Source organism: Oscillospiraceae bacterium (assembly GCA_035380125.1).
Taxonomy (GTDB): domain Bacteria; phylum Bacillota; class Clostridia; order Oscillospirales; family JAKOTC01; genus DAOPZJ01.
In genome coordinates, this window is record DAOSWV010000018.1 from 1 (window position 1) to 25,547 (window position 25,547).

The window sequence follows — 25,547 nt, forward strand, 5'->3', positions numbered from 1 at the left end:
TCGCTACTCTTTTTTTCCTCCTCCCTTTTGTAACACATCAATTGTAATCCTACATATACATCACGGCGAAAACGAATGAGTACTTGATTACTCTTTGTTCATCTGTTATAATAAATTCAGCCGTTCCAAATTTTCACCGCATTTATCTCGCTTCCGAACAGGCGAACGTGTAACAGAAAGGGGTCGTAAAATGTCGAAAACTATAATAACAAAATTAACTTTTACGCTCATTTTGGCAGTTGCCCTTCTATTCAACGCATGCGCTTCTTCTTCGGTTTCCGAAGAATTGAGTTCCGCCGTTTCCTCATCCGAACAAACACAGCCAGAAATATCATCATCCGCACCCACTGCTGATGAGACGACAATGGTAGGATACGGCGCCGTGGGTGCTCTTGCCGATACCGATCTCACAACGGAGAAAATGCTGTTGTATGCGGTGCAGGACGAGTATCTCGCACATGGAGAATATACCGCCATTATTGAAAAATTCGGAGATCAAAACCCCTATACGAATATCATGGAAGCAGAAGAAACCCATTTGAACGCGCTCAGAGAGGTATATGACGCACTTGGTATGACATTCCCCGAAGACACCTCCGCCGACCATATCATCATTTCTGAAACGTTGCTGGAAGCGGCTCAGACGGGCGTCCAGGCGGAAATCGATAATATCGCCATGTATGAACGCTTTTTAACCTATGAACTTCCCGACAATGTGAAAGCTGTTTTTGAGTCGTTAAAAACCGCATCAGAAAGCCATTTAAAAGCATTCCAAACACAGGTTGACAAGCTATCATAATACATTAATTTTACTATTAAAAAGGAGCCGAACGGCTCCTTTTAATTATTTAACGTTTTAAATTTCTTGAATATAATCCTGTATCAACCGACCGACATCAATTTTTGTCTCAAACGAATGTGCGGCGAAGACGATTTTGCGCTCCGGATAGACGATCAGGCACTGCCTGTATGCACCGCTGCCCTGAAACCCGCCGTCGATAAACCAAAAGCTGAGTGCGGTCGGCAGGCCTTCGTATTCCGGGCGTTTTGCCGTGGCCAGATTGACCCATTTTTCGCTCAACAGGCGTTCGCCTTCCCAAAAGCCGTTATTGCAATATAAAATGCCGAGTTTTAAAAGGTCGGCAGTCGACAGGTACAACCCCGTGGCGCCCATCACATGGCCTTTCGGGCAGCGTTCCCATGTGAATTCGTTGATGCCGAGTTTTGAAAACAGATATTTGCGAATAAACAGATCTAACGGCATGCCGGAGAGCTTCTCCACGATGCAGGCCAGCAGATAAAAAGTGGAGTTGCTGTAAGTAAATTTAGTTCCGGGTGCGTTCGGCAGCGGCTGAGAAAGCGCGACCTGAATAAAATCGTCCGTTCCGTGGGAATAGCGGTCCGGTTCAAACAGGCAGCCCTTTTCCAATCCCATTGTCTGGGTCAGTAAATTCCATACTCTGACGCGCTTCAGGTTTTCATCGTACTGTTTGGGCAATTCCTCTTTGAAAAGATCAACGACAAGATCGTCGAGGCCGAGCAAGCCCATGTCATATGCCAATCCGACCGCCGTTGCGGTAAAATTTTTCGAAATGGAATAACAGTTGGAACATGGATAGGAGGCAAGGCGCTCATGCGACGTGATCTCGCCGTCGCGGTACATGTAGTAACGGAACACGTTTGCGCCGGACTGCGTTAACATCTCTTCAAATTGCTCAAACATTTTTTCTGCTCCTTTTATTGCTTTGAAATGAATCAGGAATGAGCGTTCAAGAATTTTAATCTTCTACGGGATGGATCGTTGCGGCCGGATAAAGATTCCATCGGGTCTGCGGCTTTTTCGCTTTTGAATATTTTTTCAGATCCAAGCGCATCAAATCGAAATTATAATAGGACTGCGCTGCATACTGCTGTTTGGTCAAGCACATTAAAGCGCTGTATTGCGTATAGGTGTTGGGCGAATCGGGGTATGCGCCGTTGCGAATCACCGATACGGAATTTAACACGCGCATTCCCGCGACCAATGCTTCGTCCGAGGGATGCTGCCCGTGGATAAAGGTGGTCAATACGGCCGCTTTGATGAAACGTGAGGTAGAGTGTCCGTCTCCTGGAATCGGCAGTGATTCGGATTTCATTTTTTCACGCTTGGAAGCGACAGCGTTTCGGTCGATGTTTTTAAACGGCATGTTTTTCATATGGATTTGAGAATAGGTCTCCAAATTGGCCAATTGCACAGGGAATTCGGGCTGATTGGTCATCACACCTACCGGATTGTTATAAATCTTCAACCCGTCCGCAGCATATTCCACCACGGCGCATTCCCCCGCTTTATCCGCAAAAATATAGTGAAGCGGGTGAATTTTCTCGGTCATCGGCTCTATCACGCCGACCAGATCAAAATCGGAAAAGCCCTTTTTCAATTCAGCAATACTGTTGTAATTTCCCAAGACATAAGGGATGAACTCCAAAGAGGAAATTTGAAGTTTTCCGTTGCTTTCGGGCGCTTTATACCGTTCGACATGATTGGAATATAATGCCGCCCCGCCGAGTCCCGCCTGATTGACGCCGTCTATAAAGTATAATTTATCGGTAATATCCCCTGCACCGATAAACGAATATTTATTCTTTATTGGTCGATTTACGCTGTCATGCCACGTTGTTCCTTTCGGAACCGAACAGACATGGCAATTCAATACACGGGTCAAATCCATGGTTCTGCCCAAGAATAAATCTCCGTCGGATGAGGAATAGAAAATTGAGGTACACATAAAATTAATCCTTTCAAATAAAACCGAAAAAATCGGCAGAAATCTTATTTGCGAATCTTTTAATCCATCAAACTCTTGCTTCTGAAAACGAGATCGATTCGCTCCGGAAAGCCCATATGCGTCCAAAAGGCGTTTCCGAGTTCGTTTTTTCGCATGACAACCAGCGATACTTTTTGAATTCCCTCGCGTTTGAGCGCGTCCGTTACGGCGTTGATCAAGGCCTTGCCGACCCCGAAATTACGCTTGTTTTCAGCGACCGCCGCGTGATAGATCATTGCACGCCTACCGTCGTGACCGCATAAAACGGTTCCGATAATTCCGCTTTCGTCCTCCGCGACAAAGCAGGTATTCGGGTTTCGGGAGAGGAATTTTTCAATGCCCGCCGGAGAATCATCAACGTCATTCAACCCCATTCCGGCGGTATTTTTCCAAAGCTGTATGACAGGGTCATAATCGGTTAATTTCATCTGTCTGATTATCATATAAAGCTCCGATCTTTTCGGAATTTTGCCGAATGCGATTATACCATGATTTCGAGGTACCGTCAATTTCGGATTGACTTTTCGATATAAGATATTATAATTTAATAAAACAGCCGTTTATCGGAGAAAGCGTATGGCGTTATGGATCAATACCTCAAATTACTGTTTGCCGGAGACCTTTGCACCAGAAATCAGAAGATTACCGGCGAAAAAGCATATACGGGCAAACTCTATGAAAAATTACGCCCGGTTTTTTCATCTGCGGACTTTCGCTTGGTCAATCTTGAAAACCCCGTGATTGAAGGCGGAAAACCGATTGATAAATCCGGCCCGCCGCTTAGGGCAAATCCGATTGACCTCTGCCTGCTCTCCGACGGCGGGTTTGACTGCGCGATTTTGGCGAATAACCACATCGGGGATTACGGTTCGGAAGGCATCGCGTCCACACTGAAAGGGCTTGACGGGCGCAACATCGCCCACACCGGCGCCGGCATGACTGAAGACGAAGCGAGAAAGCCCTGGATTGCCGAAAAAGGCGGCATCAAGTTTGCCGTGATTGCACAGGCCGAATATGAATTCGGGACCGCTTCCGGCGAAAAGCCCGGTTCTGCTTCCATCAATCTGCAAAAACTGTTTCATCAGATCAATGCCCTGAAAAAAGAGGTCGATTTCGTCATCGTCGTGATTCACGGCGGCAACGAACTCAATCCCTTCCCCAGTCCGGATGTGAAAAAGCGGTATCGGTTGATTGCGGATTTCGGTGCGGATGCGGTCATCGGCATGCACCCGCATTGCCCGCAGGGATATGAAGTTTATGAGGGAAAACCGATTTTTTACAGCACCGGCAATTTCTTTTTTCAGCGGGATTACTGCCCCGCCGACGAAGGATGGTATTTCGGGTATCTACCGGTTTTATCGCTGAAAAAAGGCGGCGGCGTTTCTTTTGAGATTGTACCCTATCGTTTTGACCCGGAATGCACGCAGATTTCTCCGCTTGAAAACACCGATAAGGAAAAATTTATTGACTACTTAAAACGAAATTCGGAATGTCTGAACAATCCCGAAGAGCATAAACTGCTTTTTATGGCTTGGTGCCTGCATGCCGGGATTCCCTACGCGAACTGGTTCCTGCGTTTTGATGAAAAAAACCTTTACGACCCGTCAGCATGCCATAACGAAAAGATTTTAGGCCTACGCAACCTCTGGACCTGTGAGGCACACAATGAATTGATGCGGGAATTGAATCTCATGGTCGCCGAGGGTACCGAGGCACAAGCGCGAAAAAAGCTCGGGCATGTGATTTGGTCGCAAAAAATACCCGTGCCGACAGTTCAAGACAATCAATTGACTTTTGATCCGTCTATTCCTCCGATTTTAACCGGTAAAACAACCGTGAAGGACTGGGAAGCAGAACGGCGTCCGGAATTATTGCATTTGATTGCGGAAAACGTCTACGGTTTCTGCCCGACTTCGGAACAGTATAAGGTCTCGTTTGCAAAAGCAAGTCCCGATTGTGAGAGCATGGACGGCATGGCCACTCGTAAAATGATTCACGTCACAGTCTCGGCTGAATACGGCGATTTTACCTTCCCGTTTGTGCTGTTTATCCCGAAAAACGCAAAAGGGAAATGCCCTGCGACGCTGTTTATCAACAACCGTGAACCCGACCAAATCGACCCTGACCGAAAAGTCATCAGCGAATTTTGGCCCGCAGAAGAAATTATCAAGCGGGGTTATGCGGCTGCGGCTTTTCATACGCAAACGGTTGACACCGATGTGGACGACGGATTCGAGAACGGCATCATCCGTATCTTTGAAAAAGACCTGAAAAACCGTTCTGCAGACGCATGGGCGACCATTGCGGCATGGGCGTTCGGCGCAAGCCGCATCCTCGATTATCTGGTTTCGGATGAAATGATCGATTCAAAGCGTATTTCGATTGTCGGGCATTCCCGCGGCGGAAAAACCGCGCTTTGGGCGGGCGCAAACGACGAGCGGTTTTACAGCGTATACAGCAATGACTCCGGTTGTTCCGGCGCCGCTTTGACGCGCGGAAAAATCGGAGAACATCTGCTGAATATCAACACGGCAATGCCGTTTTGGTTCAATGAAAACTATAAGTCCTACAACGGACGGGAACGGGAGATGCCGTTTGACCAGCATATGCTGTTGGCTTTGATCACACCGAGGCCGCTCTATGTGGCGAGCGCTTCCTATGATGACTGGTCCGACCCGAAATCGGAATACAAATCTCTCTATCTTGCAAGTGAAGCTTATAAAGTATACGGTTACGACGCCAAGTTCCCGCCGACGTTGCCCGAGCCCGAACAGCAAATCATATCCGAACGAGTCGGACATCATATCCGCATCGGAGAACACAATCTGACCGGTTACGACTGGAATTTATATCTAAATTTTCTCGATTCGGTTAAATAATCGTCTTTAATATGTCGAATTGTTTGATTTCAATGCACCGTTGTCCGTCAAAGACCATTTTTACGGCATACGGGCAGATCGGAAGCATTTTTACAAAATCTTCATAGCCGTAACTTTTATCGTAATAGTTGATGATCGTTGAGAGCGCCAGTCCGTGCGTTCCGATCACGATGTTTTCGCCTATATTTTGCTTTAAAATATTCGACAGCGCTTGGATATTGCGGTTTTGAACGGTGCGAAGAGATTCACCGTCCGAAATCGTATAGTCGAAGTTTGCCCACTGGCGTTGGAATAAAGAATAAAAATCGTTCTTTTTATCCCAGTCGCTGTCGCATTCACGTTCTCGGAATTCATCCACAATTTGAATCTTTAAACCGGCTTTCGAAGCAAAATCGGAAATGGAATCGGTCGCTCTTTTATAAGGGCTGGAAAATACCGCACTGATGTGTTTGTCCCACAAAAAACGCGTGACGGAGAGCCGGTCCGCCATTCCTCTTTCGGTGAGCGGCCTTTTCATGGTGTCGCATTCGGAAGTGTCGGACATACAATGCCTGATGAAATAAACGGTTGTGTTTGCAATCATGTCGGTGCCTCCATTTTTAATGATTCTTGATATTCGTTTTTGAGATGATGATTTGCTTTACCGATTCATAATTTTCTTCCGTACAAAACAATGCGATATTTTCTCCGAAACCCGCAAAAATCATGACGGTTTTTCTTCTGTCATTGAATTTGACTTTCCGGATTCGTTTCCATGGTACTTTAATATCCGTTCTGGCGCCTCCGAGCATTCCGGCGCCGGCAGCGGTTGGATTCCCACTGAACAGGCCCAGCCAAAACGTCGCCGCAGAGAGTTTTTTGACGCGCGCCTGTTGCTTTTCTTGGTTTTTGCACTCGATCCCTTTGACATCTATCGAATATTCCACATCGTAAGTCCCTCTGAAAATTAGAAATACGAGTAAAAAAGCCAGCGCCAATGTTGCTGCGACGATCAGAAGCCCGTACCAGGCCTTTGCAATGAATAAAATTAATAACAGGATTCCGAACGGAATGCCAATGGCCAAACCAAGCTGTTTTAAAATTAACGGGTCTTTAAAAATCGGAACGCGGATTTGCCAAATGACGTCGTTCGCAACAGTTGGATTTTTTTCAATTGTCATTGTGAAATTGCTCCTCTACGCTGTCATCATAATCGGTCAATTCAGCCGGGGATTTGATCGGTTTTCGCTTTACAGGTTTCTTTTTTCGGTTCATTACAACAATCAGGAGCACACCCAAAGCAATATAAAGGGGTTGTGAAAAACCGGGAGTCGCATCGCTTTCCAATGTATGTATAAACGGCGCAAACGCAAAATAATAAACTTGCTTATCAATCGTTACAGCGGTGTCGCTTCCGCGTCTTGTGGTGTGTCCTTGGCGAACAATGCCTTCGTCATCAGTAAATGTATAATCCAAATACCATTCATAACGTTGGTTGGACGGTTTGCCGTCATCGGCTCCTCCATATCTGCGGGTGGTCACATTAACCGCGGCGGTAGTTCCGAAAATGAAAAGCAGAAGGTTAATTACGCCCATCAGGATTAAAGCCGCACCCACTGCCGAAATACATATGCGCCAGAATTTATTCTTCGTCTTGGTTTTTGTTTTCGCCATTCCCACACCTCGATCAAATTTGATTTTTGAGAATGATATTTTCAATCGTAGCCGAATACAGCCTGTCAGACCGGCAGGGACCATGCGGAGCTGCGTCGGATTGGTACAGATAAGCATAAAACTGTTTATTATGGTTGGACTTCAGATCTTCGGCATAAGGGCATCCCTCGATAGCGCCCTTTCTGATATTTTGATTATATCATATCTCTATCCTCTCGTCAAAAACAAAAAGAATAATTCCTGAACCCTATTGACACAAAGTTTGTTGGCGTATTATATTTATTATATTCGAAATCATTTCGTCTTTTCGTATTGATCTATTTTATATAATCGAGGGGTTTTCATGAACAGCAGGGAACGAGTTGTCACCGTATTAAAGCGCGGTATTCCCGACAGGGTGCCGGTCGATTTGAGCTGGGGATTTTCCGCACCGTATCGAGAATTATTTTTTCAAAAAACCGGACAGACCGACTATATGCGTTATTTCGGCGTCGATACGGAATTTGCCAATTCCGCGAACTCCAAAAAGCCGAATGATTATTCATCTTATTTCGGGAAACAGGTTGAAGACGCTCTGTTTTCACATGATGAATGGGGAATCGGACATCAGAAAACACCAAACGGCGGCCATTTTTCCCACATTGTCTCGCCGTTGAAAAACGCCGAAACGCTCAATGAAATTCTCGATTATCCCCTGCCCGATTTAGATGCCGACTACCGCCTTTCCGCTGTGCAAGGCAATGTCGAAGACATCCATCAAAAATCACTTGCAGCCTCTGCGCCGTTGGCCTGCACCCTCTTTGAAACGGCTTGGCAAATTCGCGGATTTGAAGAGCTCATCATGGATTTGTTAGATGAAAACGAACTGAGCGAATGTTTGATCGACCGCATTATGGCGATTCGGGAGAAACAGATTAAGGCCTATGTCCATGCGGGAGCAGACGTTATGATGTTCGGCGACGACATCGGCATGCAGACCGGCATGATGCTGAGTCCGAATTTATGGCGCACATTCTTCAAACCCCGGATGGCAAAACTGATTAAAACGGCAAGAATAATCAACCCCGACATCCCCGTATTTTATCACTCCGACGGCGACATCCGCGAGGTCATTCCCGACTTGATTGAAATCGGCGTCACAGTATTGAATCCGGTGCAGCCGGAGTGTATGGACCCCGCAGAGATCAAACGGCTTTACGGCGACAAACTGGCTTTTTGGGGGAGCATCAGCGTTCAGCAGACGCTCCCGTTCGGCACTCCTGAGGATGTAAAAAACGAAGTAAAACTGCGCATGGAGACCATCGGCAAAGACGGCGGATTTTTGATCGGGCCCTCCCATATGATCGAGCCGGAAGTTCCGTGGGAAAACCTTTTGGCTTTCTTCGAAGCAGTCGAAAAATACGGCCGTTATTGATCGGAAAAGACCGATTGAAATTATAACTTGAATCAAGATAGGATTCAATATTAATCATGACCCCTGCTGTCTGTACCGATGTTCTTAAATTCATCGATTAAAAATCCATCTCGCATTTCCGGATATAAACTGAGCTGGATTGCGGAAACGGCCGGCTACTGCAAGGAATTCAAAAGCTCGGTTTCCTGCTTGACAGAAATGATTACAGAGGATGAATTAAATGGAAAACCATGTTGAGGTACGCTATCTCGGGCAAATGGGATTTGTTTTCCGGATGGGCGATATTACAATCATGACAGATCCTTACCTCTCCGATTACGTCGACAAAAATGTGATAAATATCCGGTGGAAACGGAATTATCCGCCACCCTGTGATCCGTCGGAACTTGCGGATACCGACCTTGTGCTGTTATCGCACATCCATTACGACCACACCGATCCGGATACAATGATTCCCCTTTATGCAGCGGGTAAGACCGTTTTTGCCGGACCGTATGAAGTGATTTCTCAATTAAAACGTTGGGGGTTTTCCGATGATCGGCTGATTGCGCTGGAAGACATGCAGCGGCTGGATTTTCAAAATCAAACGATTACTGCAATCGCCGCAGCTCACGAGGATTTGCACTATGACTCTGAAGGACATATCCGGGAACTGAGTTTCGTCCTCGCATTCGAAAACGGCATTTCGGTGTTTTTCGGCGGGGACATGTGTTTATATCCCGGTCTTGTTGAGAAGATTCCGAAGCCGGTGACTGTCACCGTTTTACCCATCAACGGCAGAAGCGAAACCCGCAGGAAACTGGATATCGTCGGGAATCTCACCTATCGGGAAGCTGCTGATCTATCGGCTCAAATGAAAGCCGGAACACTGATACCGGCACATTTTGATCTTTATGACACCAACGCCGAAGACCCTTCCGCATTAAAAAACGATTTGATAAAAAGGTATCCGAATCAAAATTTGAATATCATGCAGCCGGGAAGTTATTCTTTAATCAGACGAAGGTGAATTTAAATGACCGAAACAGTGATTTTGGGAGGCGGGCAGACCGGCCGCGGTTTTATCGGACGTCTGCTTTACGAAAGCGGCATCCCGTTTGTCTTTTTGGATAAAAACCCGAACTTGATCAATGCCTTAAATCAAAAAGGCAGTTACAGTATCAGCTTCTTCTCTTCGAAAAATCCGATACGGGTCAACGACATCGAAGCTTACTACGCGTATTCACCGCAGGCGTCGGAAGCAATTCAGAATGCAAAGAATATTTTTATCAGCGTCGGTTCCGAAAACCTTGAAGCTGCCGCCCGTTACTTACTTGAAAACAAAGTATGTGCGAAGAACATCATTTTATGTGAAAATGCAATTACTCCCTCTCGGGTTGTTCACGATATTTTTAAAAAAGAAATCAATATTTCCGCTGTCAATTTTGTTGATACGGCAATTTTCTGCACTACCATAAAAGCACGGAATGATCCGGCTGACATTCTCTCGGAGGAATATCATAAACTGCCTTTTGATGCGGGCAAAGTTAAAAATCCGTTCTTTAAAGCGCCTTTTTTTGAGCCCGAGCTCAATTTCCCCCTTTTACTCATGCGCAAATTATGTACCTACAATGCGGCGAGTGCGATTATTACCTATGTCGGCTGGAATCTGGGCTATTCGATCCTTGCGGAAGCAGCCAGCGATCCCACTATTCAAATGCTGCTCCGTAATTATTATTCAGCCATCAATAATGCTATTTGCTCAAAATACGGGATTTCGTCCGATATACAACGTGAATTTGCAAAGAATTCGCTGAAAAAATTTTCAAACCCGAATATTGTGGACAGTATTGAACGCAATGCCCGGCAGCCGTTAAAAAAGCTCGGTCCCGACGAACGAATCGCTTTCCCCATGAAACTGCTGCTTGAAAATAATTTCAATACGCAGCCGCTTTGTAAAACGGCTGCCGCAGCTATTTTATACGGCGAACAAAACGAATCGGATTGGGTGAAACGATTCGGAATCGGCCAAGCGGGCATGGTATTCTCTATGATAAGTAAAATCAATGATAAATCCATGACAGAAATGATTAATTATGAATATGGAAATCTGAAAAAAATATAAGATATCATTACTCCCGGCCGTGTAACAAATTGATAAAATCAAAAAAAGTGTTGACAAATTCAGGATCATATGGTATTCTGTTAAAAATTTCTTTCAGAGGAGGTCCCGGCATGAAGCGTTATTATCAATTCAAAAATTCCGCGAAATCCGCGTTCGGTATGAATCCGGATTATTTTGCCGTACCTCCGTTTTCCAAAGGATAATCTCCTATTCGGAATTCAGGCGGTACGGAAACATCAACTCCGTACCGTCTTTTTAAAGTTAGAAAAACATAATTTTTCTAACTCAGGAGTTTGATCTTTTGGTAAAACCGAAAGATCAAACGTCCCGCATTAAAAAAAAGGTGATGATTAACATGAGCAGAGAGAGCATCGAGACCGTGAGGGCTTATTACAACGAGGGCTGCGAAGGCGAATGGCGGCGGATAAATGGAAGGCCGGAATTTTTATTAACTTGCCGCTTCTTGGATCGCTATATCAAACCCGGTGACAAGGTGTTGGATATCGGCGGCGGCCCGGGGCGGTATTCGCTGTATTTGGCCGAAAAGAGCTGTAAGGTGACATTGGTTGACCTCTCTGAGGAAAACGTCAAATTCGCACTGCAAAAGGCCAAGGAAGCGGATTTGAAGCTCAACGGGTTTGCCTGCAATGCGCTCGAACTCGACAAGCTCATCAGCGAGCAGTATGATCATGTGCTGTTGATGGGGCCGTTATATCATCTGCTTGAGGAAGAAGAACGTATTACGGCGGTCAATCAGGCGCTCAATGCACTTAAACCCGGCGGCAAGCTATTCGTCTCATTCATCAGCATGAACGCGGGCATGGTTTACGCCATGAAATGCGCCCCTGACGTCATTGCCGATCCCAACGAAAAAGGCTTTTATAACGCGTTCCTTGACGGAAACAGCTTCTCAGGTGAAGCGTTTACACAGGCATATTTCATCGCCCAAAAAGAAGTTTTACCGTTTATGGCACAATTCCCGCTGCAAAAACTCCATTTCTTCGGTCAGGAGGGCATGACCTCACCGTGCGAAAGCAACATCATGTCGCAGCCGAAGGAAATCATCGACCAATGGATGGATTTCACCGAACTGACCTGTGAGCGTGAAGAACTTCTTTCATGGTCGGAACACCTGATGTATGTGGGGGAAAAACTTTAAACTTCTGATTTGTAAATCACGAAAGGGATGATAAAAAATGATCAAACCGGTTGAACGAAATGACCTTAAAATCTGCCTTTCCATCATTCAAAAAGGATTCGAAAGCGTGACGGAAGAATTCGGTCTGACAAAAGAGAATTGCCCGGGTCGGGGCGATGCCGATCTTTCATATGAAACACTGGAAGCAGAATTCTTACTGGGCGATTTGATGTTTGTGTACGTTGCAGGCGGTAAATATGTGGGATTTCTGTCGATTACACAAAGGCCCGGCCTTGAATACGGAATCAGATATCTCGTGGTTCTGCCCGAATATCGGTACAGGGGTTACGGAACCGCCCTGCTCGGCCATGCAAAAGCGGCAGCCGCCGTTCTAAGTGCAAAGAAATTGGTCTTCAGTATGCTCAATTATGATATGCGGTTAAAAAACTGGTATATCGAAAACGGGTTCACCGAGATTTCGTCAGATCGAATTTCCGGCACGCCTTTTTTGACCGTTAATATGGAAATGGAGCTGTAATTTATGAGCCTTATCAACACCTTTGACCCAATTTCGGAGGAAATTTTAAAACCCACACACATGGTCGCACCGATTGAAAACTTCCCCGAGACGGTCATTGTCACCTTTTCGGAACACATCCGAGCGCTTGCAACAACCCTCTTCCCCGCCGAGGAGATCGGGTACTTCATGGCCGGAGTAAAGCTGCCGATCTATGCGGTCGATTACCGTGACAAGCGCATCGGCCTTTATATGACGGTTCTCGGCGGAAGCGCTTCGGCGGGACTGCTTGAAGAAGCGATTGTGATGGGTGCGAAGAAAATTCTGTTTTTCGGCTCCTGCGGCGCACTCGACAAGACGCTCTGTGCCGGACATGTTATTGTGCCGACCGAGGCCTACCGCGACGAAGGCACGAGCTATCACTACCTTCCCGCGGGCGATTGGGTTGTGGTGAAAACCGCGAAAAAGACCTCCGAAATCCTGACGGCGCTGAACATTCCCTTTGCGGCGGGAAAGACCTGGACGACCGACGCCATCTACCGCGAGACGAGGGATAACGCCGATAAGCGCAAGAGAGACGGCTGCATCACCGTTGAGATGGAATGCGCCTCCGTCATGGCAGCCGCGCAGTTTCGCGGAGTCGAATGTTATCAATTCCTATACGCCGCCGACTGCTTAGACGGCGACGACTGGGACCCGCGTATCCTCGGACAGATGCCCGAGGGCGCACACGAAAAATACCTGCGGCTAGCGCTTGAAGTCGCCCGCAGGCTTTAAAACCAGCCCTGTAAATTCGAAAACAAAGCTCAGGTTTTAAGGTTTAAATATTCCTCTAGGGTAATGGCGTACACTTTTGTAATTTTGTTTTTCTCATCATCCAATTCGGCAACAAGCCTCATCCCGTTTTTCTTCGCAACTTTTTGGGAGGCAATATTTGTATAGTTCATATAGGAATAAACCTCTTGGAACTTTAAGATATCAAAAGCATAGTTTCTGCATGCCCTCGCCGCTTCGGTTGCATATCCCTTACCTGTATAATTTTTATTGATATGATAGCCTATCTCCGGTTCGAGTTTACCGTTAATATTTTGCATCGTTATCCCGCAGTCGCCAATAAACCTGTTCTCATTTTTTAACACGACCGCCCAAAGGCCAAAACCATAAGTTGCATAGTTTTCTAAATTCCATTGTATCCAATGTATTGACTTTTCATGAGAAAATGGTTGTGGATAATGTATCATCGAATCCGGATCAGAAAGTATTTCATGTAAGTTTTCAAGATCATCCATTGTTAGTTCACGTAAAAAGAGCCTGTTCGTTTCAATAATCATTTACTTATTTCCTTTGGTTCTTAGCGACTCTTGTCGCTCTGTTCATTCACTAAATCAAATGTGTTCTACCGGCGTTGTCCGTGAACTCATTATCCCACATCACTAGCACAATTACAAGTTTTATACGGAGTCCTTGTCCAAAATACCGATAATACTTAATAAAGGAGCGTTACTTATGTTGAAACTGGAAACCGAAAGGCTGACTCTACGCCCGCCCTGCATGGAGGACTTTGAAGGCGTTCACGCCTACTCAAGCGTCCCCGAAAACGTGAGATTCATGGTCTGGGGCCCGAACACCGAGGAGGACACCCGGAATTTTCTGCGTGAAGCTGAGGAGAAATGGAAAGCCGATCCGATCATGGAATATGAATTTGCCATTTCATTAAAGGGCGGTCATGTCATCGGCGGCTGCGGCATCTATCTGAACAAAGAGCGCAATACCGGTATGCTGGGATGGATTCTGCATCGTGATTTTTGGCACTGCGGCTATATGACCGAAGCTGCAAACGCCATGATGAAGTGCGGTTTCGAGACGCTCGGCCTGCACCGTATTTATGCTACCTGCAATGCTGACAACACCGCTTCGTACCGCGTAATGGAGCGGCTAGGCATGCGACGAGAAGCGCATTTCATAAAGAATTGCTTCGGACGGGTGGACAGTGAAAAGGTCTGGCATGACGAGTTTTATTACGGCATCCTCGACGAGGAATGGAAAACAAAAAAATAATCGGCTATTTTCTTCGCCCCGTTTCGGGGCTTTATTTTTAAATTGAAATTATGGTATACTGAAATAGGTTCTATTGATTCGGTACTATTTTGGAGGTTAAAAATGAAAGATTTAGAAAACTTGAAAAAACTCGGCTTCGGTATGATGCGCTTTCCGCGAAAGGACGGTAAAATCGATAAAGACGAACTTCGTTTAATGGTTGATGAGTTCCTTGCGCGCGGCTACAAATATTTCGACACCGCTTATGTCTATGACGATGGCGGCTCCGAGGAGATGATCGGCGAACTGCTTTCTTCCCGGTATCCGCGCGAGTCGTTTTATCTGGCAACCAAGATGCCGTCTAAAGTATTGAACGCACCCGAAGATTTAGAGACGGCGTTCAATTTGCAGCTTACGCGCACCAAAGCCGGGTATTTCGACTTTTATTTGCTGCACTCCATCGGGCGCGGCAATATCGAGACCTTTGACAAAATGGGCGCGTGGGAATTTATGCAGCAAAAAAAGCGCGAGGGACTGATTATGCATGCTGGATTTTCGTTTCACGACAGCCCCGAAATGCTCGACGAAGTTCTGACCGCGCATCCGGAAGTCGAATTCGTTCAATTGCAGATCAATTACGCCGACTGGGACGATCCGAAAGTCCAGTCGCGGCTGTGTTACGAGGTTGCCCGAAAGCACAACAAACCGGTCATCATCATGGAGCCGGTCAAGGGCGGCAATCTGGCAGGTATGAACGACGAGATCCGAAAGGTCTTTACCGACGCCGCACCCGACAAGTCCGTCGCTTCATGGGCGGTACGGTTTGCCGCCTCGCTCGAGGGCGTTCTCGTGATGCTGAGCGGCATGTCCGACCTCTCGCAAGTAAAGGACAACCTCGCCACCTTCGACGACTTCAAGCCGCTCTCGGACAAGGAAAAAACGGTTATCGACACCGTCAGAAAAATGCTTGCAGAAATCCCGACCATCCCCTGCACCCGTTGTAAATACTGCGTTTCTGGCTGTCCGAGCAACATCAACATCCCCGGTATTCTGGGCGTTCTCAACGAGCATGCGCTTTATCAAAACGCTGTCCGGGAAAAAGGCCATTATCAATGGGTCACGAACGAGTCCGGCAAAGCGTCCGACTGTATGGAATGCGGCCAATGTGAGGCACAATGCCCGCAGCACATCGACATCATCAATCAACTCAAAAAAGCCACCGAGTTATTTGATTGACTCCTATTTCATATCTATCCGAAACTTGAGGTGTTACGATTGAGAAAGGAAATTCTTTCTGAACGTGCCGAATTGTTCGACCCTAATATTTATGTCTTGATGACATTCGATATCGTCGGAGGGGCAGACGTGCAACTGCTGATTGAAGCGGCAAAACGCGCTTTTACCCGTTTTGAGTCCCCAATGTCTAAAATTGTTTTAACAGATACCGGAAGAGCTTATTATGAGAGAATGCTGTCGAGCGGTTGTACGGTGCAATCCACGCAATCGGATTTTAACGATTTAATCAGAACGCTTGAGAGGCAGCGGTTTGCGATTGAAAATGGCGAACTGGTGAAGGTATTTTTCCGGCAAACCTCTGACAAAGTGCGTGTTCTTGTCATGTCTCACCATCTTGCGGGTGACGGAAAATCAATCGTTTATTTCATTGAACGCATGATGAAAGAATACATCGGTGAACAGGGCGAATATATGCCTCTTAAACTGCTCAACGAAGACAACTTGCCGAGTGACAGCCACATCTCACGCTTATATTCGCTGATGATAAACAGTTATAAACCGTCATGGGCGAAGTCGGGCAGAGTTTTTGATTGGGACGACATGGACAAACTGCATGATACTTATTGGAAAGATCGAGAATCTGTTATTTTGAGCAAGCAGCTCTCCCCCGAATGTGCCGATAAAATCCATGCGAATGCAAAAGCCGCAAATGTATCCGTGAACAGTTGGATTTTAACTGCTTTCATGAAAGCAAACAGGCGATATAAAAACGTCGGGCTTTCGGTTGACGCCCGAACAGACAAAAACCGTACGATGTCAAATCAAACAACCGGCTTTACCACCCGATTTACCTACAACGACCGACTGAACTTTGCTCAGAATGCACGGCGTCTGCACCTGCGAATTTATAAAAAACTCAACAATCCGACATCCCGTTATTTTATTTTGCATTTTGTTCAGCTGTTTACTCCGCCCTTTATCGACTCCATCCTTATGAACGTTAACGGTGTTTTTGATAACAAGATCAGTAAAAAAGCGGCGATCATGATGGGTTACGGGCCTTTCAGGAGAAACGGTTTATCGGTTTCTAATCTGACAAAACTGGATATTGCGGACGCATACGGAAACTTGCGTATTGAAAATTTCAGCTTTGTGCCGCCTGTTATTTCTTACACCTACCAGACCTTTGGAATAGCAACCACATCAAGCGGAATGACGATCACCTTTCACAGCATGAATGACCGTTTTAACGATGGGGAAAGACAGATGTTTTTTGACGCAATCAGCATTCTCGAGAAATGAGAAAATGGTCATGGAGATCATTCTCTATGTTTAAATTTGAAAACACAGTGAAGTCATGAAGATGAAAAACACTTAAGGGGGAAAGATATGCATTTAGGTTCTATATACCTGATAGTAAATGATTTTTGAAAAATCAATTGCTTTCTATGAGAAGTTACTTGAGATACCTGTAACAAGCAATAATATGAACAGATTTGCTCAATTCGTTTTTGAAGGTCACAATATTTCTATTATGAACGGTCATTTCGATACTGACCATCCCGACAAAGTCGTCCATAAGGGCGATTATACTAATTCCATTGATGACTTGAAAAATATCGCACTTGCGCCTAACACGCATAAATTTGTTCTAAATTTTTGGGATGAAGATTTACGCAGAGAGCATGAAAGAGTAAAAAGCCTGAACATCTCTGAAACCCTTACCAATATCAAATATGTCTGTAATGTCAGCCCGTATTATTATTTTCAAATGACTGATCCGGATGGTAACGTCATTGAAGTAACGGGATCCTATACACCCAAGGCTGGTGAATTTGATGAATGATTTTATTTCAAGCGTAAAAACGGAGATTGAAAAGGCAAAAAATACTCCTTTAAACAAATATCTCAGGACCGGCGATATTCGCAAAATTTCTTCAAGATTTTTCAAGGAGATGAGAGGCGAGTTAAAAGAAGATATCTTTTCGGTTTGCGATGAACTTTTAAAACAACGCAATTGGCCTATGGGTATTATTGCATTTGATTTCGCATATCGCATGAGGAAACAGTATGATGAAACGACATTCACTGTTTTTGAAAACTGGCTTGAGCAATATGTGCGAGGATGGTGCGATTGCGACGATTTCTGTACGCACGCATTCGGAGAGCTGATCCGCCAAAATACAGCGCTGTCCAAGAAAACTGTTTTGTGGACAAAACGAGATGAGTTTTGGATGCGCCGCGCAGCCGCTGTTGTGCTGATCCCCTCCATTTGGCATGACAAATATTCTGAGATTAACCCATTACAGGTGGCGGATATCCTGATGCAGGACGAACATGATTTGGTTCGCAAAGGATATGGATGGATGCTTAAAATCTTATCCGTCAAAGAACCGGAGCTTGTTTTTGATTATTTATTAAAAAATAAAGCAACGATGCCCAGAGTGTCTTATCGTTACGCGTTAGAAAAAATGAGTGCGGAAAAAAGGAAAATTCTCATGCGATAATTTATGTTAATAAGCGGCTCTTAAAAATTACTGTTATAGATCGTTATCAATAATACATATACAGATCGCACTTGATCATCCCGTTATAGAGCTTGCGGCGTTTTTGGGCTTTACGCCCAAAGATGCGCTCAAACTCCGCTTCGGGGCTGATGATATAATAGCCGACGCCCTGCCGCTGGACAAAACGTTCGCCCATTTCGTGATAGATTTTTTTGGCCTCTTCGATGTCGGCAAGCCGCTCACCGTAGGGCGGATTCGCTAAAACCACGGTCTTTTTTTCGTCTTCGGGCAGTTTAAATGCCGAAATCGAACGCAGTGCGACTTTGACGTATTTCCCCACTCCCGCTTTTTCGGCGTTGTGCAGCGTCAGCTCAACGGCTTCAGGAACGATATCATACCCAAAGCACTCGAATTCGTCGCTCTGGCGGATCTCAGAACGCGCTTTATCTCGAATTTCATGAAAAACTCTTTGCGGGATCAGATTCCACCGCTCACAGACAAAATGCCGATCGAGACCGGGGGCGATATTCAGGGCCTTACGGGCGGCTTCAATCAACAGTGTGCCTGAACCGCAGCAGGGATCGATGACCCGGTGATAAAACTTGACCCGTGCGCAATCGGCAATCGTGGCAGCCAGCGTTTCCTTGATGGGGGCGATTCCGCCCTCCTGCCTGTAACCGCGCTTGTGCAAGCCCTGCCCCGAAGTGTCGAGATAGATCGAGGCCGTGTCGTTCATGATTGAAAACATCAGTTGATAGCTTGCGCCGGTCTCTTCGAACCAGGCGACCTGATAGCGCTGCTTCAGGCACTCCACAGCCGCTTTTTTCACAATCGACTGACAGTCGGGAATGCTAGTGAGTTTGGAGTTCAGCGACCAGCCCTTGACCGGAAACGCACCATCTTTGGGGATGAAATCGGCAAGCGGCAGCGCCTTGACACCGCAGAACAGTTCGTCGAAAGTGGAGGCTTTGAAAGTACCGAGCAGAATCTGAACCCGCTCGACGCAGGACAGCAGAATGTTCGCTCTCACGACGTCGGAAAGCTCTCCGCAAAAACTAACCCGGCCGTTTTCACAGGTCGGGGTGATTCCCAGTTTAAATTTGATCTCGTTGGCCGCAATGCCCTCGGTGCCGAACAGGCAGGGCATTGAAATTTGGATATTTTTTAAAGACATGATGATCCTTTCGCCAAATGACGGTTTTCTTCTTACAATATAGCCTCGGCATGCCGGTTGACGTGACAGCCGATATTCACCGCTACGGGAAGTCCCGCGATGTGTGTGGGCGCATACTCGACGTTGACCGCCAGCGCCGTAATTCTCCCGCCGAAACCCTGTGGGCCGATGCCGAGCGCGTTGACGCCGGAAAGAATCATATTCTCAAGCAGCGCATAATCGGGATCGGGATTACGGATATCGATACTGCGGCAAAGGGCTTTTTTCGCCAACAGCGCCGACTGTTCGAAATCACCGCCCAAACCCACGCCGACGACAAGCGGCGCGCAGGCATTCGGCGCAGCTTCTTCTGCGGCCTGAATAACAAAATCGGCGATATCCCACTCGTCTGCCGCGGGCGAGAACATTTTTATTTTGCTCATATTTTCGCTGCCGAAACCCTTCGGTGCCACCATTAATTTTATCTGATCGCCCTCAACCAGCCGAAGGTGTATGATCGCAGGCGTGTTATCGCCGGTATTCTTGCGGCGAATCGGGTCGGAGACCATCGAAGCGCGCAAAAAGCCGTCCTTACATGCCGCGGCGACTCCGTCGTTGACGGCCTGTTCAAACGACCCCTCGATGTGTACATCCTGTCCGATTTCGGCGAATACAACCACCGCGCCCGTATCCTGACAAATTGGGATGTGCTTTTCCCGCGCAAGGGCGATATTTTGATTCAGCGTATGCAAAATGACCGCAGCCCGTCCCTGTTCCGTTTTTTCACAGGTTAACAATTTCCCGGCCATATCCGCCGGAAGCTGCGTACTGGCTTGAATATAGAGCCGTTTGACGGCTTTTGTAATTTCCCCGGCGGGAATCGTTCTCATCGCACTACCTTTTCCTCGGCGCGTATCCGCCGCTCCCGCGCCGGGATTCAGTGGATTTACGCAGATCCGAAATTTTTTCTTCACTGCTCTGCTTAAACTTGGCCATCATTTCCTCGAACGGATCGAGATCGGCCTTCTTTTCCTGCGGTCTCGCTTGCGGCCTTACCGTCTGCGGACGGGAGGGCGGCGGCGCCGGAGGATCGACCTTTTTAATCGACAATCCCAACTTGTTGCCATCGCCGATTGAGATCAATTTAACCTTGACCTCCTGTCCCAACGTCAGAAAATCAGACACTTTCTCGACATAAGAATTGGCAATTTCGGAGATATGTACCATTCCGACCGTGCCGGGTTGGAGTTCGATAAAAGCACCGAACTTTGTAATCCCGGTCACCTTGCCTGTGTAGATTGCACCGACTTCCAGTTCCATTGATTTACTTTCCTTTCGCTATCCCTTTCGCCCATTTTATGAGATATCAATATAAACCCGCTCGTCTGGATAAACGAGCCCGAGTTTATCTCTGGCGGTCTGTTCAATCTGCTGTTGTTCATCGGCGGAGAGCAGATCGTCAAGTTCGGAATTCTGCAGTTCCTGTTGCTCAAGCTGTTGGGTTAAAAGCGTCAGTTTCTGTTGAGCCTCATTGATTTGAAGCCGCAAGCTGATCACGGAAACAATGACATACACCACGGCCATTAAAAAAAGTCCGCGCCAAAGAAATTTATTTCTTTTTTTCTTTTTAACATTCCCGCTTTTCAACCCATTCACCTCGCTTCGGACACAGAAATCATGGATATAAATATCCTTAGATATAAATATCCATGGATACAAATATCCGTGTAAATTATACAACACCGCTCGATTCGAATTCAAGTGTTTTTCCCTTTTTTTTGCGCCGTTTTTTCGGATTTTTCGGCCTTTTTTCGCGTTCAGCAGCCTTTTTAAGCTGCGCTTGCTCTTTTTCGTGTTTTCTCCGTGTTTTCGCCGCCGTCCACTTTCGGTCAAATGCTTCGCGTCTTTGATGCACACTGTATTTTATTTTACCCGAAATACGCTGAAAAAATCCGATAATCGCAGTTGCCGATCGAGTGATTAACGCGCCGATCGTCAGATAATATGCCAAAGCGCCGACCAATACGCCGATCAGCACATAGCCCCGGACGATACCATCGTTTTGCCAAAGCGCAAACATAAAGACAGCTGTACCGCTGAAAAACCAAAAGAAAAAATCTTGAAAAGCAATTGCAACGGCATTGAATTTGATCGCAATGCGTAATATTTTAAAAAAACCGTAAAAAACGGAGAGTATTATACCGAGCAGACAGGACAGCAAAAACACGCTCAGCGCATAAGCCGGTTCAGAGTCAATGATGGGGTTCATTTAAACAGCCGCCCTAAAAATCCCCCGCTGCGCTGTTCGCCCACCTCGTTGATATAGGCAATACCCCCGATGTTGCCCTCGACCACGAGTTCGCCGCTCTCAACCATCAGACGCACGATGTGCAGCTCGCTTCCCTCGATAATCATATCGCCTTGCTCGGTCTTAGCCTCGATTTTTCCGTCGTCAAAGTTGTCCACGTCGAGTACTCCGGTGATGCTCAGTAAACGGCGGTCGTCCATTACGATACGGTGCGGTTTGGGCTGCCGGACCGGCTCCTCAAATTTCATCGGCATTCTTATAACCTTCCTTTCACAACAGGTCCGCTTTGTTTTGTAAAAGGTATGCCGGTGAGGTCTGAAAAATGTTACCTTTTTATCTCTCCTCAAGGATTCGGAACATTTCCTGCGCCTGTTCTTTGCGTGCGTTCTCAATGACGCAAACAACTTCTGCAACCGTGGCATGTTCACCGATTTCAATGCTGATTTTATCCCCGATCTTGACGTCGTAAGATGCTTTGGCAGGCTTTCCGTTGACGTTGATCCGACCGCCGTCACAGGCCTGATTCGCCACTGTGCGCCTTTTTATCAGCCGGCTGACTTTCAGATATTTGTCTAATCTCATATGATGTCCCTTTCCATAGTATATGTATCAAAATCCCCTAAGTCATGACAAAGGCCGTCCCGCTCAAAGTGCGGAACGGCCTCGACATATAAAAATTACTTTACGCCGTCCTTAAGCGCTTTTCCCGCTTTGAAAGCCGGTGTTTTGGCTGCAGGAATCGAGATTTTCTCCTTTGTGCGGGGGTTGATGCCGACTCTGGCTTTTCTGGCTCTGACTTCGAATGTACCGAAACCTGCCAGCGCAACCTTATCGCCTTTTTTCAGAGCGTCCGTCACTGTCTCGACAAAGGCCTCAAGCGCCTTGTCGGAATCCTTTTTGGTAAAGCCCGTTTTTTCGGCGATGGAATTGATAAGTTCCTGCTTTGTCATAGAAATTTCCTCCCAATTGATTTTTTATATTCACCGGCATATAGCGCCGGGAATAGACTTTGATTGTTATTTGCCATCCTTTGCTGCCCGGCGCTAACACCCGGAACGGGCGTCGGGAATAGCCTTAACTTTTTCCTCTCTCCCGAGAGATATAATCGTCGAGAAAATCGGTAAAGACCTCTTCGGCATCCACTTTTTCGGTGACTGCAAGACGAACCGCTTCCCAAATCAACGAACTGATCTTTTTACTTGTATCCGCCTGTGTCTCGACCGACTCCAAGATGCCGCCTTTCACCGCCGCTTTGGCAATTTTCTGCCCCCGCATTAATGCGGGCAGCGAACGTGCTACCGCGTTCATGACATCTGCGGTATCAGCTTGTCCCTTTTCAACTTTCTTGATTTCAGCCCAATTATCCAAAACCTTATCGGCTGTGTCGGCCTTGACTTCGCCGAACACATGCGGGTGGCGCAGAATCAGTTTTTTACAAATCCCGTCGCAAACCTTGTCAAAATCGAATTCATCAGTCTCTTTAGCCATCTGTGCGTGAAAAACGATCTGTAAGAGTACATCTCCGAGTTCTTCGCACAATTCCGCGCTGTCATTTTGTTCGATCGCTTCAACGGCCTCGTAGGCCTCTTCAATCATGTTCTTCTTGATGGTTGCGTGCGTCTGTTCCCTGTCCCACGGACAACCCTCGGGACTGCGTAAAATCCGCATGATCTCAAGTAAATCGTCAATTGTATAATCTGATTTTTCTTCAAACTTGACCAAAATATGCCTCCATGCAAAGTGGAATACTTTGCCTTCTGAACTGCGTCTTTATTCTAACCGATAAGATGATGTTTTTCAAGTACTTTTGCGATATTTTTTCCCTTAGGAAGCGACAAAACGTCCTCTTTGCTGATTGCCCGAAGCAAAAACAGCGAAACCACATACACAACGACCGCCGCGATCATGGCAATTGCGGTCGAAATAAGCACAGAGAGTGATAAAACGCCATGCAGCAACCGGTAACCGCCGAAAGCCGCCGCCGCACACAAAATTGCGCATGCGAGCGGTTTGAAGAAAGTGGTTTTGAAATTAAGATGAATTTTGCTGATGCTGAAGGTATACCACAGTTCGCAGAAGAAGATGAACGCGTAACACATAAACGTGCCGACCGGTGCGCCGTTGATGTTGAACTGCGGAATACCGATTAAGATAAAGTTGGTCAGCAATTTAATGCCGATGCCGCCGAACACGATTTTAACTTGCAAATCGGGTCTGCCAAGTCCCTGCAGAATGCTTCCGAGCGGTGTGCAGAGCGCTGCAAAAATCAAGGTAATGGCCAGAATCTGCAAGAGCGGTGTGGCAACCGCGACCCCGGCCGTCCCCATCGAGCCCTGATAGAACATCGTCAGAATCGGCTTGGCGAGTACCGCGAGTCCCAGTGCGCCCGGATAGGCGATCAGCGCCGTCACCCGGATCGCCCGCTCAATGTTTTCATGTAGCCTTTCATGGTCGCCGACAGTCCAGTAATGCGTGACCGCAGGCAGTGCGCTGATGCCGAAATTGAGGGTGATCATCGGAATGAGGTTATAAAATACCAGACCGTATCCGTACAATCCCCACAGATAATTGGGCAGTTTGTCAAGCGTTCCGGCACCTACGTCGGGATTATTAATCACGGCGGCATACATGTTTTGAAAATAGTCGGGGAACTTTTGAATCAGCGAGGTCATGCGGGCATTGATGGTGATATTGTCGATCAGACCCGAGAGATTGAGCGCAATGGCGCCGACACCGATCGGAATTGCGATTTTGAGCAATGCACGCAGCATCCGTTTATTGCTGTCGGCGTTCGGGGAATCTTCCAACTGCTGTGCCGTTATTCCGTCACTCTTTAATTTATAATGCAATACCAGATAACACAGCCCGATGAAAGCGCCGATGGTAACGCCGGCGATGCCGCCGGCGGCGGCATAAGGCAGGCAGGCCTCCTTGGCCTGCTGCAGCGTTTCACAAACCTGCCCGTAGACCGGAAGACCCGCCTCGAAAGCGGCGATCCCGTGTTTGATAGGTGCGTTGGCCAAAAACAGGCCGAATCCGAGTTTACAGACAGTCTCTATGACTTGGGAATAAGCCGTCGGGTGCATATCCCGCAAACCCTCGTAGTATCCCCGGAAAGCCGACATTAAGCAGACGAAAAGCAGCGTCGGTGACAGTGCCCGAATGGCATAAACGGCATTCGGTGAGAACAGTTCCACCGTTGTCGGCGTCCAGCCGGTATTCTCTGCGATCTTTGCTGAAAGCGAAGTCAGCGCACCGGAAAGGCCGGACATCATGTCGGTGAAGAAAAACATAACGAGCATGCCGACAAAACCTGTACACAGGAAAAACGCCAATGCAATTTTTAAAATCCGCCGGATGTTTTTGTAATTGCCGGTCGAATACTGCGCCGAGACCATTCGGGCAACGGCAGCGGGAAGACCCGCAGTCGCCAGGACATAGATCGGCAGGTAGACATTATAAGCCGTTGAAAAATACGCCGTCCCCTGCGGCGTCAGAATATTATAAAGCGGAATTTTATAGATCGCACCGATGATCTTGACGATTACAGTGGCAATCACAAGCGTGAAAGCGCCGCTTAAAAAGCTCTGCTTTGTATCCTTGCGTGTGATCTGAACCGCTCCCTTCTCTTTGCGATTTTTATCTCTCTTTTTATCCGTCGTTTTTACTTACCCACTATTATACAACCGTGACCGCTTCATAATACCATTTCCAACCTCAGTTGTCAAAGATTTTACTCGGTTTCGACAAGCAATTATCCCGTACGGAGCGACGCCCTCGTCGCTCCGCATTAA

At 46.9% G+C, this 25,547-nt stretch carries 30 protein-coding genes; 13 read left to right on the forward strand and 17 right to left on the reverse strand.

Annotated elements, in window-relative coordinates:
• The first annotated feature begins 190 nt into the window (after positions 1–190).
• On the forward strand, positions 191–799 hold the full coding sequence (locus PK629_08430; GenBank protein ID HOP11504.1) for a DUF2202 domain-containing protein: 609 nt from the start codon (positions 191–193) through the stop codon (positions 797–799).
• Between the two features lie 57 nt (positions 800–856).
• On the opposite strand, the gene PK629_08435 is transcribed toward PK629_08430, so the two are convergent.
• From PK629_08435 to PK629_08445, 3 genes are read right to left on the reverse strand one after another with little or no spacing between them, the layout of a single operon-like run.
• Complete coding sequence (locus tag PK629_08435; protein HOP11505.1) at positions 857–1,723, reverse strand: serine hydrolase; 867 nt, start codon at positions 1,721–1,723, stop codon at positions 857–859.
• Between the two features lie 55 nt (positions 1,724–1,778).
• Entirely contained in the window at positions 1,779–2,768 is a 990-nt protein-coding gene (locus PK629_08440) for a linear amide C-N hydrolase (GenBank protein ID HOP11506.1), read from the reverse strand.
• 59 nt (positions 2,769–2,827) lie between these two features.
• On the reverse strand, positions 2,828–3,250 hold the full coding sequence (locus PK629_08445; protein HOP11507.1) for a GNAT family N-acetyltransferase: 423 nt from the start codon (positions 3,248–3,250) through the stop codon (positions 2,828–2,830).
• Positions 3,251–3,391: 141 nt separating this feature from the next.
• Here PK629_08445 and PK629_08450 point away from each other — a divergent pair, with 141 nt between their 5' ends.
• On the forward strand, positions 3,392–5,686 hold the full coding sequence (locus tag PK629_08450) for a CapA family protein (GenBank protein ID HOP11508.1): 2,295 nt from the start codon (positions 3,392–3,394) through the stop codon (positions 5,684–5,686).
• Here the strand turns inward: PK629_08450 and PK629_08455 are convergent.
• The 3 genes from PK629_08455 to PK629_08465 are packed head-to-tail and all read right to left on the reverse strand — an operon-like array spanning position 5,679 to position 7,423.
• Positions 5,679–6,269 carry a histidine phosphatase family protein gene (locus PK629_08455; protein HOP11509.1) on the reverse strand — a complete coding sequence of 197 codons (591 nt, stop codon included), beginning with the start codon at positions 6,267–6,269 and terminating at the stop codon, positions 5,679–5,681. The two genes, PK629_08450 and PK629_08455, sit on opposite strands and share 8 nt — an antisense overlap.
• Before the next feature lie 16 nt (positions 6,270–6,285).
• Entirely contained in the window at positions 6,286–6,846 is a 561-nt protein-coding gene (locus PK629_08460) for a hypothetical protein (protein ID HOP11510.1), read from the reverse strand.
• Entirely contained in the window at positions 6,836–7,423 is a 588-nt protein-coding gene (locus PK629_08465) for a hypothetical protein (protein ID HOP11511.1), read from the reverse strand. Before PK629_08465 ends, PK629_08460 begins: the two co-directional genes overlap by 11 nt.
• Before the next feature lie 259 nt (positions 7,424–7,682).
• On the opposite strand from PK629_08465, the gene PK629_08470 reads away from it, so the two are divergent.
• The 6 genes from PK629_08470 to PK629_08495 all read left to right on the forward strand — a co-directional run bounded on the left by PK629_08470 (position 7,683) and on the right by PK629_08495 (position 13,289).
• Complete coding sequence (locus PK629_08470; GenBank protein HOP11512.1) at positions 7,683–8,753, forward strand: uroporphyrinogen decarboxylase family protein; 1,071 nt, start codon at positions 7,683–7,685, stop codon at positions 8,751–8,753.
• 220 nt (positions 8,754–8,973) lie between these two features.
• Positions 8,974–9,762 (forward strand): MBL fold metallo-hydrolase, encoded by a 789-nt coding sequence (locus tag PK629_08475; protein ID HOP11513.1) that lies wholly within the window; start codon positions 8,974–8,976, stop codon positions 9,760–9,762.
• A 6-nt stretch (positions 9,763–9,768) separates the two neighbouring features.
• Positions 9,769–10,857 carry a 2-dehydropantoate 2-reductase N-terminal domain-containing protein gene (locus PK629_08480; GenBank protein ID HOP11514.1) on the forward strand — a complete coding sequence of 363 codons (1,089 nt, stop codon included), beginning with the start codon at positions 9,769–9,771 and terminating at the stop codon, positions 10,855–10,857.
• A gap of 355 nt (positions 10,858–11,212) precedes the next feature.
• On the forward strand, positions 11,213–12,016 hold the full coding sequence (locus tag PK629_08485; protein HOP11515.1) for a class I SAM-dependent methyltransferase: 804 nt from the start codon (positions 11,213–11,215) through the stop codon (positions 12,014–12,016).
• Between the two features lie 37 nt (positions 12,017–12,053).
• A complete protein-coding gene (locus tag PK629_08490; GenBank protein ID HOP11516.1) occupies positions 12,054–12,533 on the forward strand; it encodes a GNAT family N-acetyltransferase in 480 nt (159 codons plus the stop codon).
• Between the two features lie 3 nt (positions 12,534–12,536).
• A complete protein-coding gene (locus PK629_08495) occupies positions 12,537–13,289 on the forward strand; it encodes a nucleoside phosphorylase (protein HOP11517.1) in 753 nt (250 codons plus the stop codon).
• A gap of 29 nt (positions 13,290–13,318) precedes the next feature.
• Here the strand turns inward: PK629_08495 and PK629_08500 are convergent, their stop codons facing one another.
• Positions 13,319–13,843, reverse strand: coding sequence for a GNAT family N-acetyltransferase (locus PK629_08500; GenBank protein ID HOP11518.1), 525 nt, complete (start codon positions 13,841–13,843; stop codon positions 13,319–13,321).
• A 175-nt stretch (positions 13,844–14,018) separates the two neighbouring features.
• On the opposite strand from PK629_08500, the gene PK629_08505 reads away from it, so the two are divergent.
• From PK629_08505 to PK629_08525, 5 genes are all read left to right on the forward strand, one after another.
• The gene (locus PK629_08505; GenBank protein HOP11519.1) at positions 14,019–14,570 is read left to right on the forward strand and encodes a GNAT family N-acetyltransferase; all 552 of its coding nucleotides are present in this window, start codon (positions 14,019–14,021) and stop codon (positions 14,568–14,570) included.
• A gap of 102 nt (positions 14,571–14,672) precedes the next feature.
• On the forward strand, positions 14,673–15,785 hold the full coding sequence (locus tag PK629_08510) for an aldo/keto reductase (protein HOP11520.1): 1,113 nt from the start codon (positions 14,673–14,675) through the stop codon (positions 15,783–15,785).
• A 129-nt stretch (positions 15,786–15,914) separates the two neighbouring features.
• Positions 15,915–17,087 carry a hypothetical protein gene (locus PK629_08515; protein ID HOP11521.1) on the forward strand — a complete coding sequence of 391 codons (1,173 nt, stop codon included), beginning with the start codon at positions 15,915–15,917 and terminating at the stop codon, positions 17,085–17,087.
• A 184-nt stretch (positions 17,088–17,271) separates the two neighbouring features.
• Positions 17,272–17,631, forward strand: coding sequence for a glyoxalase/bleomycin resistance/dioxygenase family protein (locus tag PK629_08520; GenBank protein HOP11522.1), 360 nt, complete (start codon positions 17,272–17,274; stop codon positions 17,629–17,631).
• The gene (locus tag PK629_08525) at positions 17,624–18,292 is read left to right on the forward strand and encodes a DNA alkylation repair protein (GenBank protein ID HOP11523.1); all 669 of its coding nucleotides are present in this window, start codon (positions 17,624–17,626) and stop codon (positions 18,290–18,292) included. Before PK629_08520 ends, PK629_08525 begins: the two co-directional genes overlap by 8 nt.
• 46 nt (positions 18,293–18,338) lie before the next feature.
• Here the strand turns inward: PK629_08525 and PK629_08530 are convergent, their stop codons facing one another.
• The 10 genes from PK629_08530 to PK629_08575 all read right to left on the reverse strand — a co-directional run bounded on the left by PK629_08530 (position 18,339) and on the right by PK629_08575 (position 25,364).
• Positions 18,339–19,466 (reverse strand): class I SAM-dependent RNA methyltransferase, encoded by a 1,128-nt coding sequence (locus tag PK629_08530; GenBank protein ID HOP11524.1) that lies wholly within the window; start codon positions 19,464–19,466, stop codon positions 18,339–18,341.
• Between the two features lie 32 nt (positions 19,467–19,498).
• On the reverse strand, positions 19,499–20,335 hold the full coding sequence (locus PK629_08535) for a fumarate hydratase (GenBank protein HOP11525.1): 837 nt from the start codon (positions 20,333–20,335) through the stop codon (positions 19,499–19,501).
• 4 nt (positions 20,336–20,339) lie between these two features.
• Positions 20,340–20,765: a S1 RNA-binding domain-containing protein gene (locus PK629_08540; GenBank protein ID HOP11526.1), complete on the reverse strand. Its 426-nt coding sequence runs from the start codon at positions 20,763–20,765 to the stop codon at positions 20,340–20,342.
• Between the two features lie 36 nt (positions 20,766–20,801).
• Positions 20,802–21,029, reverse strand: coding sequence for a septum formation initiator family protein (locus tag PK629_08545; GenBank protein ID HOP11527.1), 228 nt, complete (start codon positions 21,027–21,029; stop codon positions 20,802–20,804).
• Positions 21,030–21,177: 148 nt separating this feature from the next.
• Positions 21,178–21,714 carry a spore cortex biosynthesis protein YabQ gene (locus tag PK629_08550; protein HOP11528.1) on the reverse strand — a complete coding sequence of 179 codons (537 nt, stop codon included), beginning with the start codon at positions 21,712–21,714 and terminating at the stop codon, positions 21,178–21,180.
• On the reverse strand, positions 21,711–22,007 hold the full coding sequence (gene yabP / locus PK629_08555) for a sporulation protein YabP (protein ID HOP11529.1): 297 nt from the start codon (positions 22,005–22,007) through the stop codon (positions 21,711–21,713). The genes PK629_08550 and yabP overlap by 4 nt, the downstream gene beginning before the upstream one ends.
• A gap of 79 nt (positions 22,008–22,086) precedes the next feature.
• Entirely contained in the window at positions 22,087–22,335 is a 249-nt protein-coding gene (locus PK629_08560; GenBank protein ID HOP11530.1) for an RNA-binding S4 domain-containing protein, read from the reverse strand.
• A 95-nt stretch (positions 22,336–22,430) separates the two neighbouring features.
• The gene (locus PK629_08565) at positions 22,431–22,703 is read right to left on the reverse strand and encodes an HU family DNA-binding protein (GenBank protein ID HOP11531.1); all 273 of its coding nucleotides are present in this window, start codon (positions 22,701–22,703) and stop codon (positions 22,431–22,433) included.
• A gap of 124 nt (positions 22,704–22,827) precedes the next feature.
• A complete protein-coding gene (locus PK629_08570; protein ID HOP11532.1) occupies positions 22,828–23,475 on the reverse strand; it encodes a MazG family protein in 648 nt (215 codons plus the stop codon).
• 53 nt (positions 23,476–23,528) lie between these two features.
• Positions 23,529–25,364: a polysaccharide biosynthesis protein gene (locus PK629_08575; GenBank protein ID HOP11533.1), complete on the reverse strand. Its 1,836-nt coding sequence runs from the start codon at positions 25,362–25,364 to the stop codon at positions 23,529–23,531.
• Between the last annotated feature and the right edge of the window lie 183 nt (positions 25,365–25,547).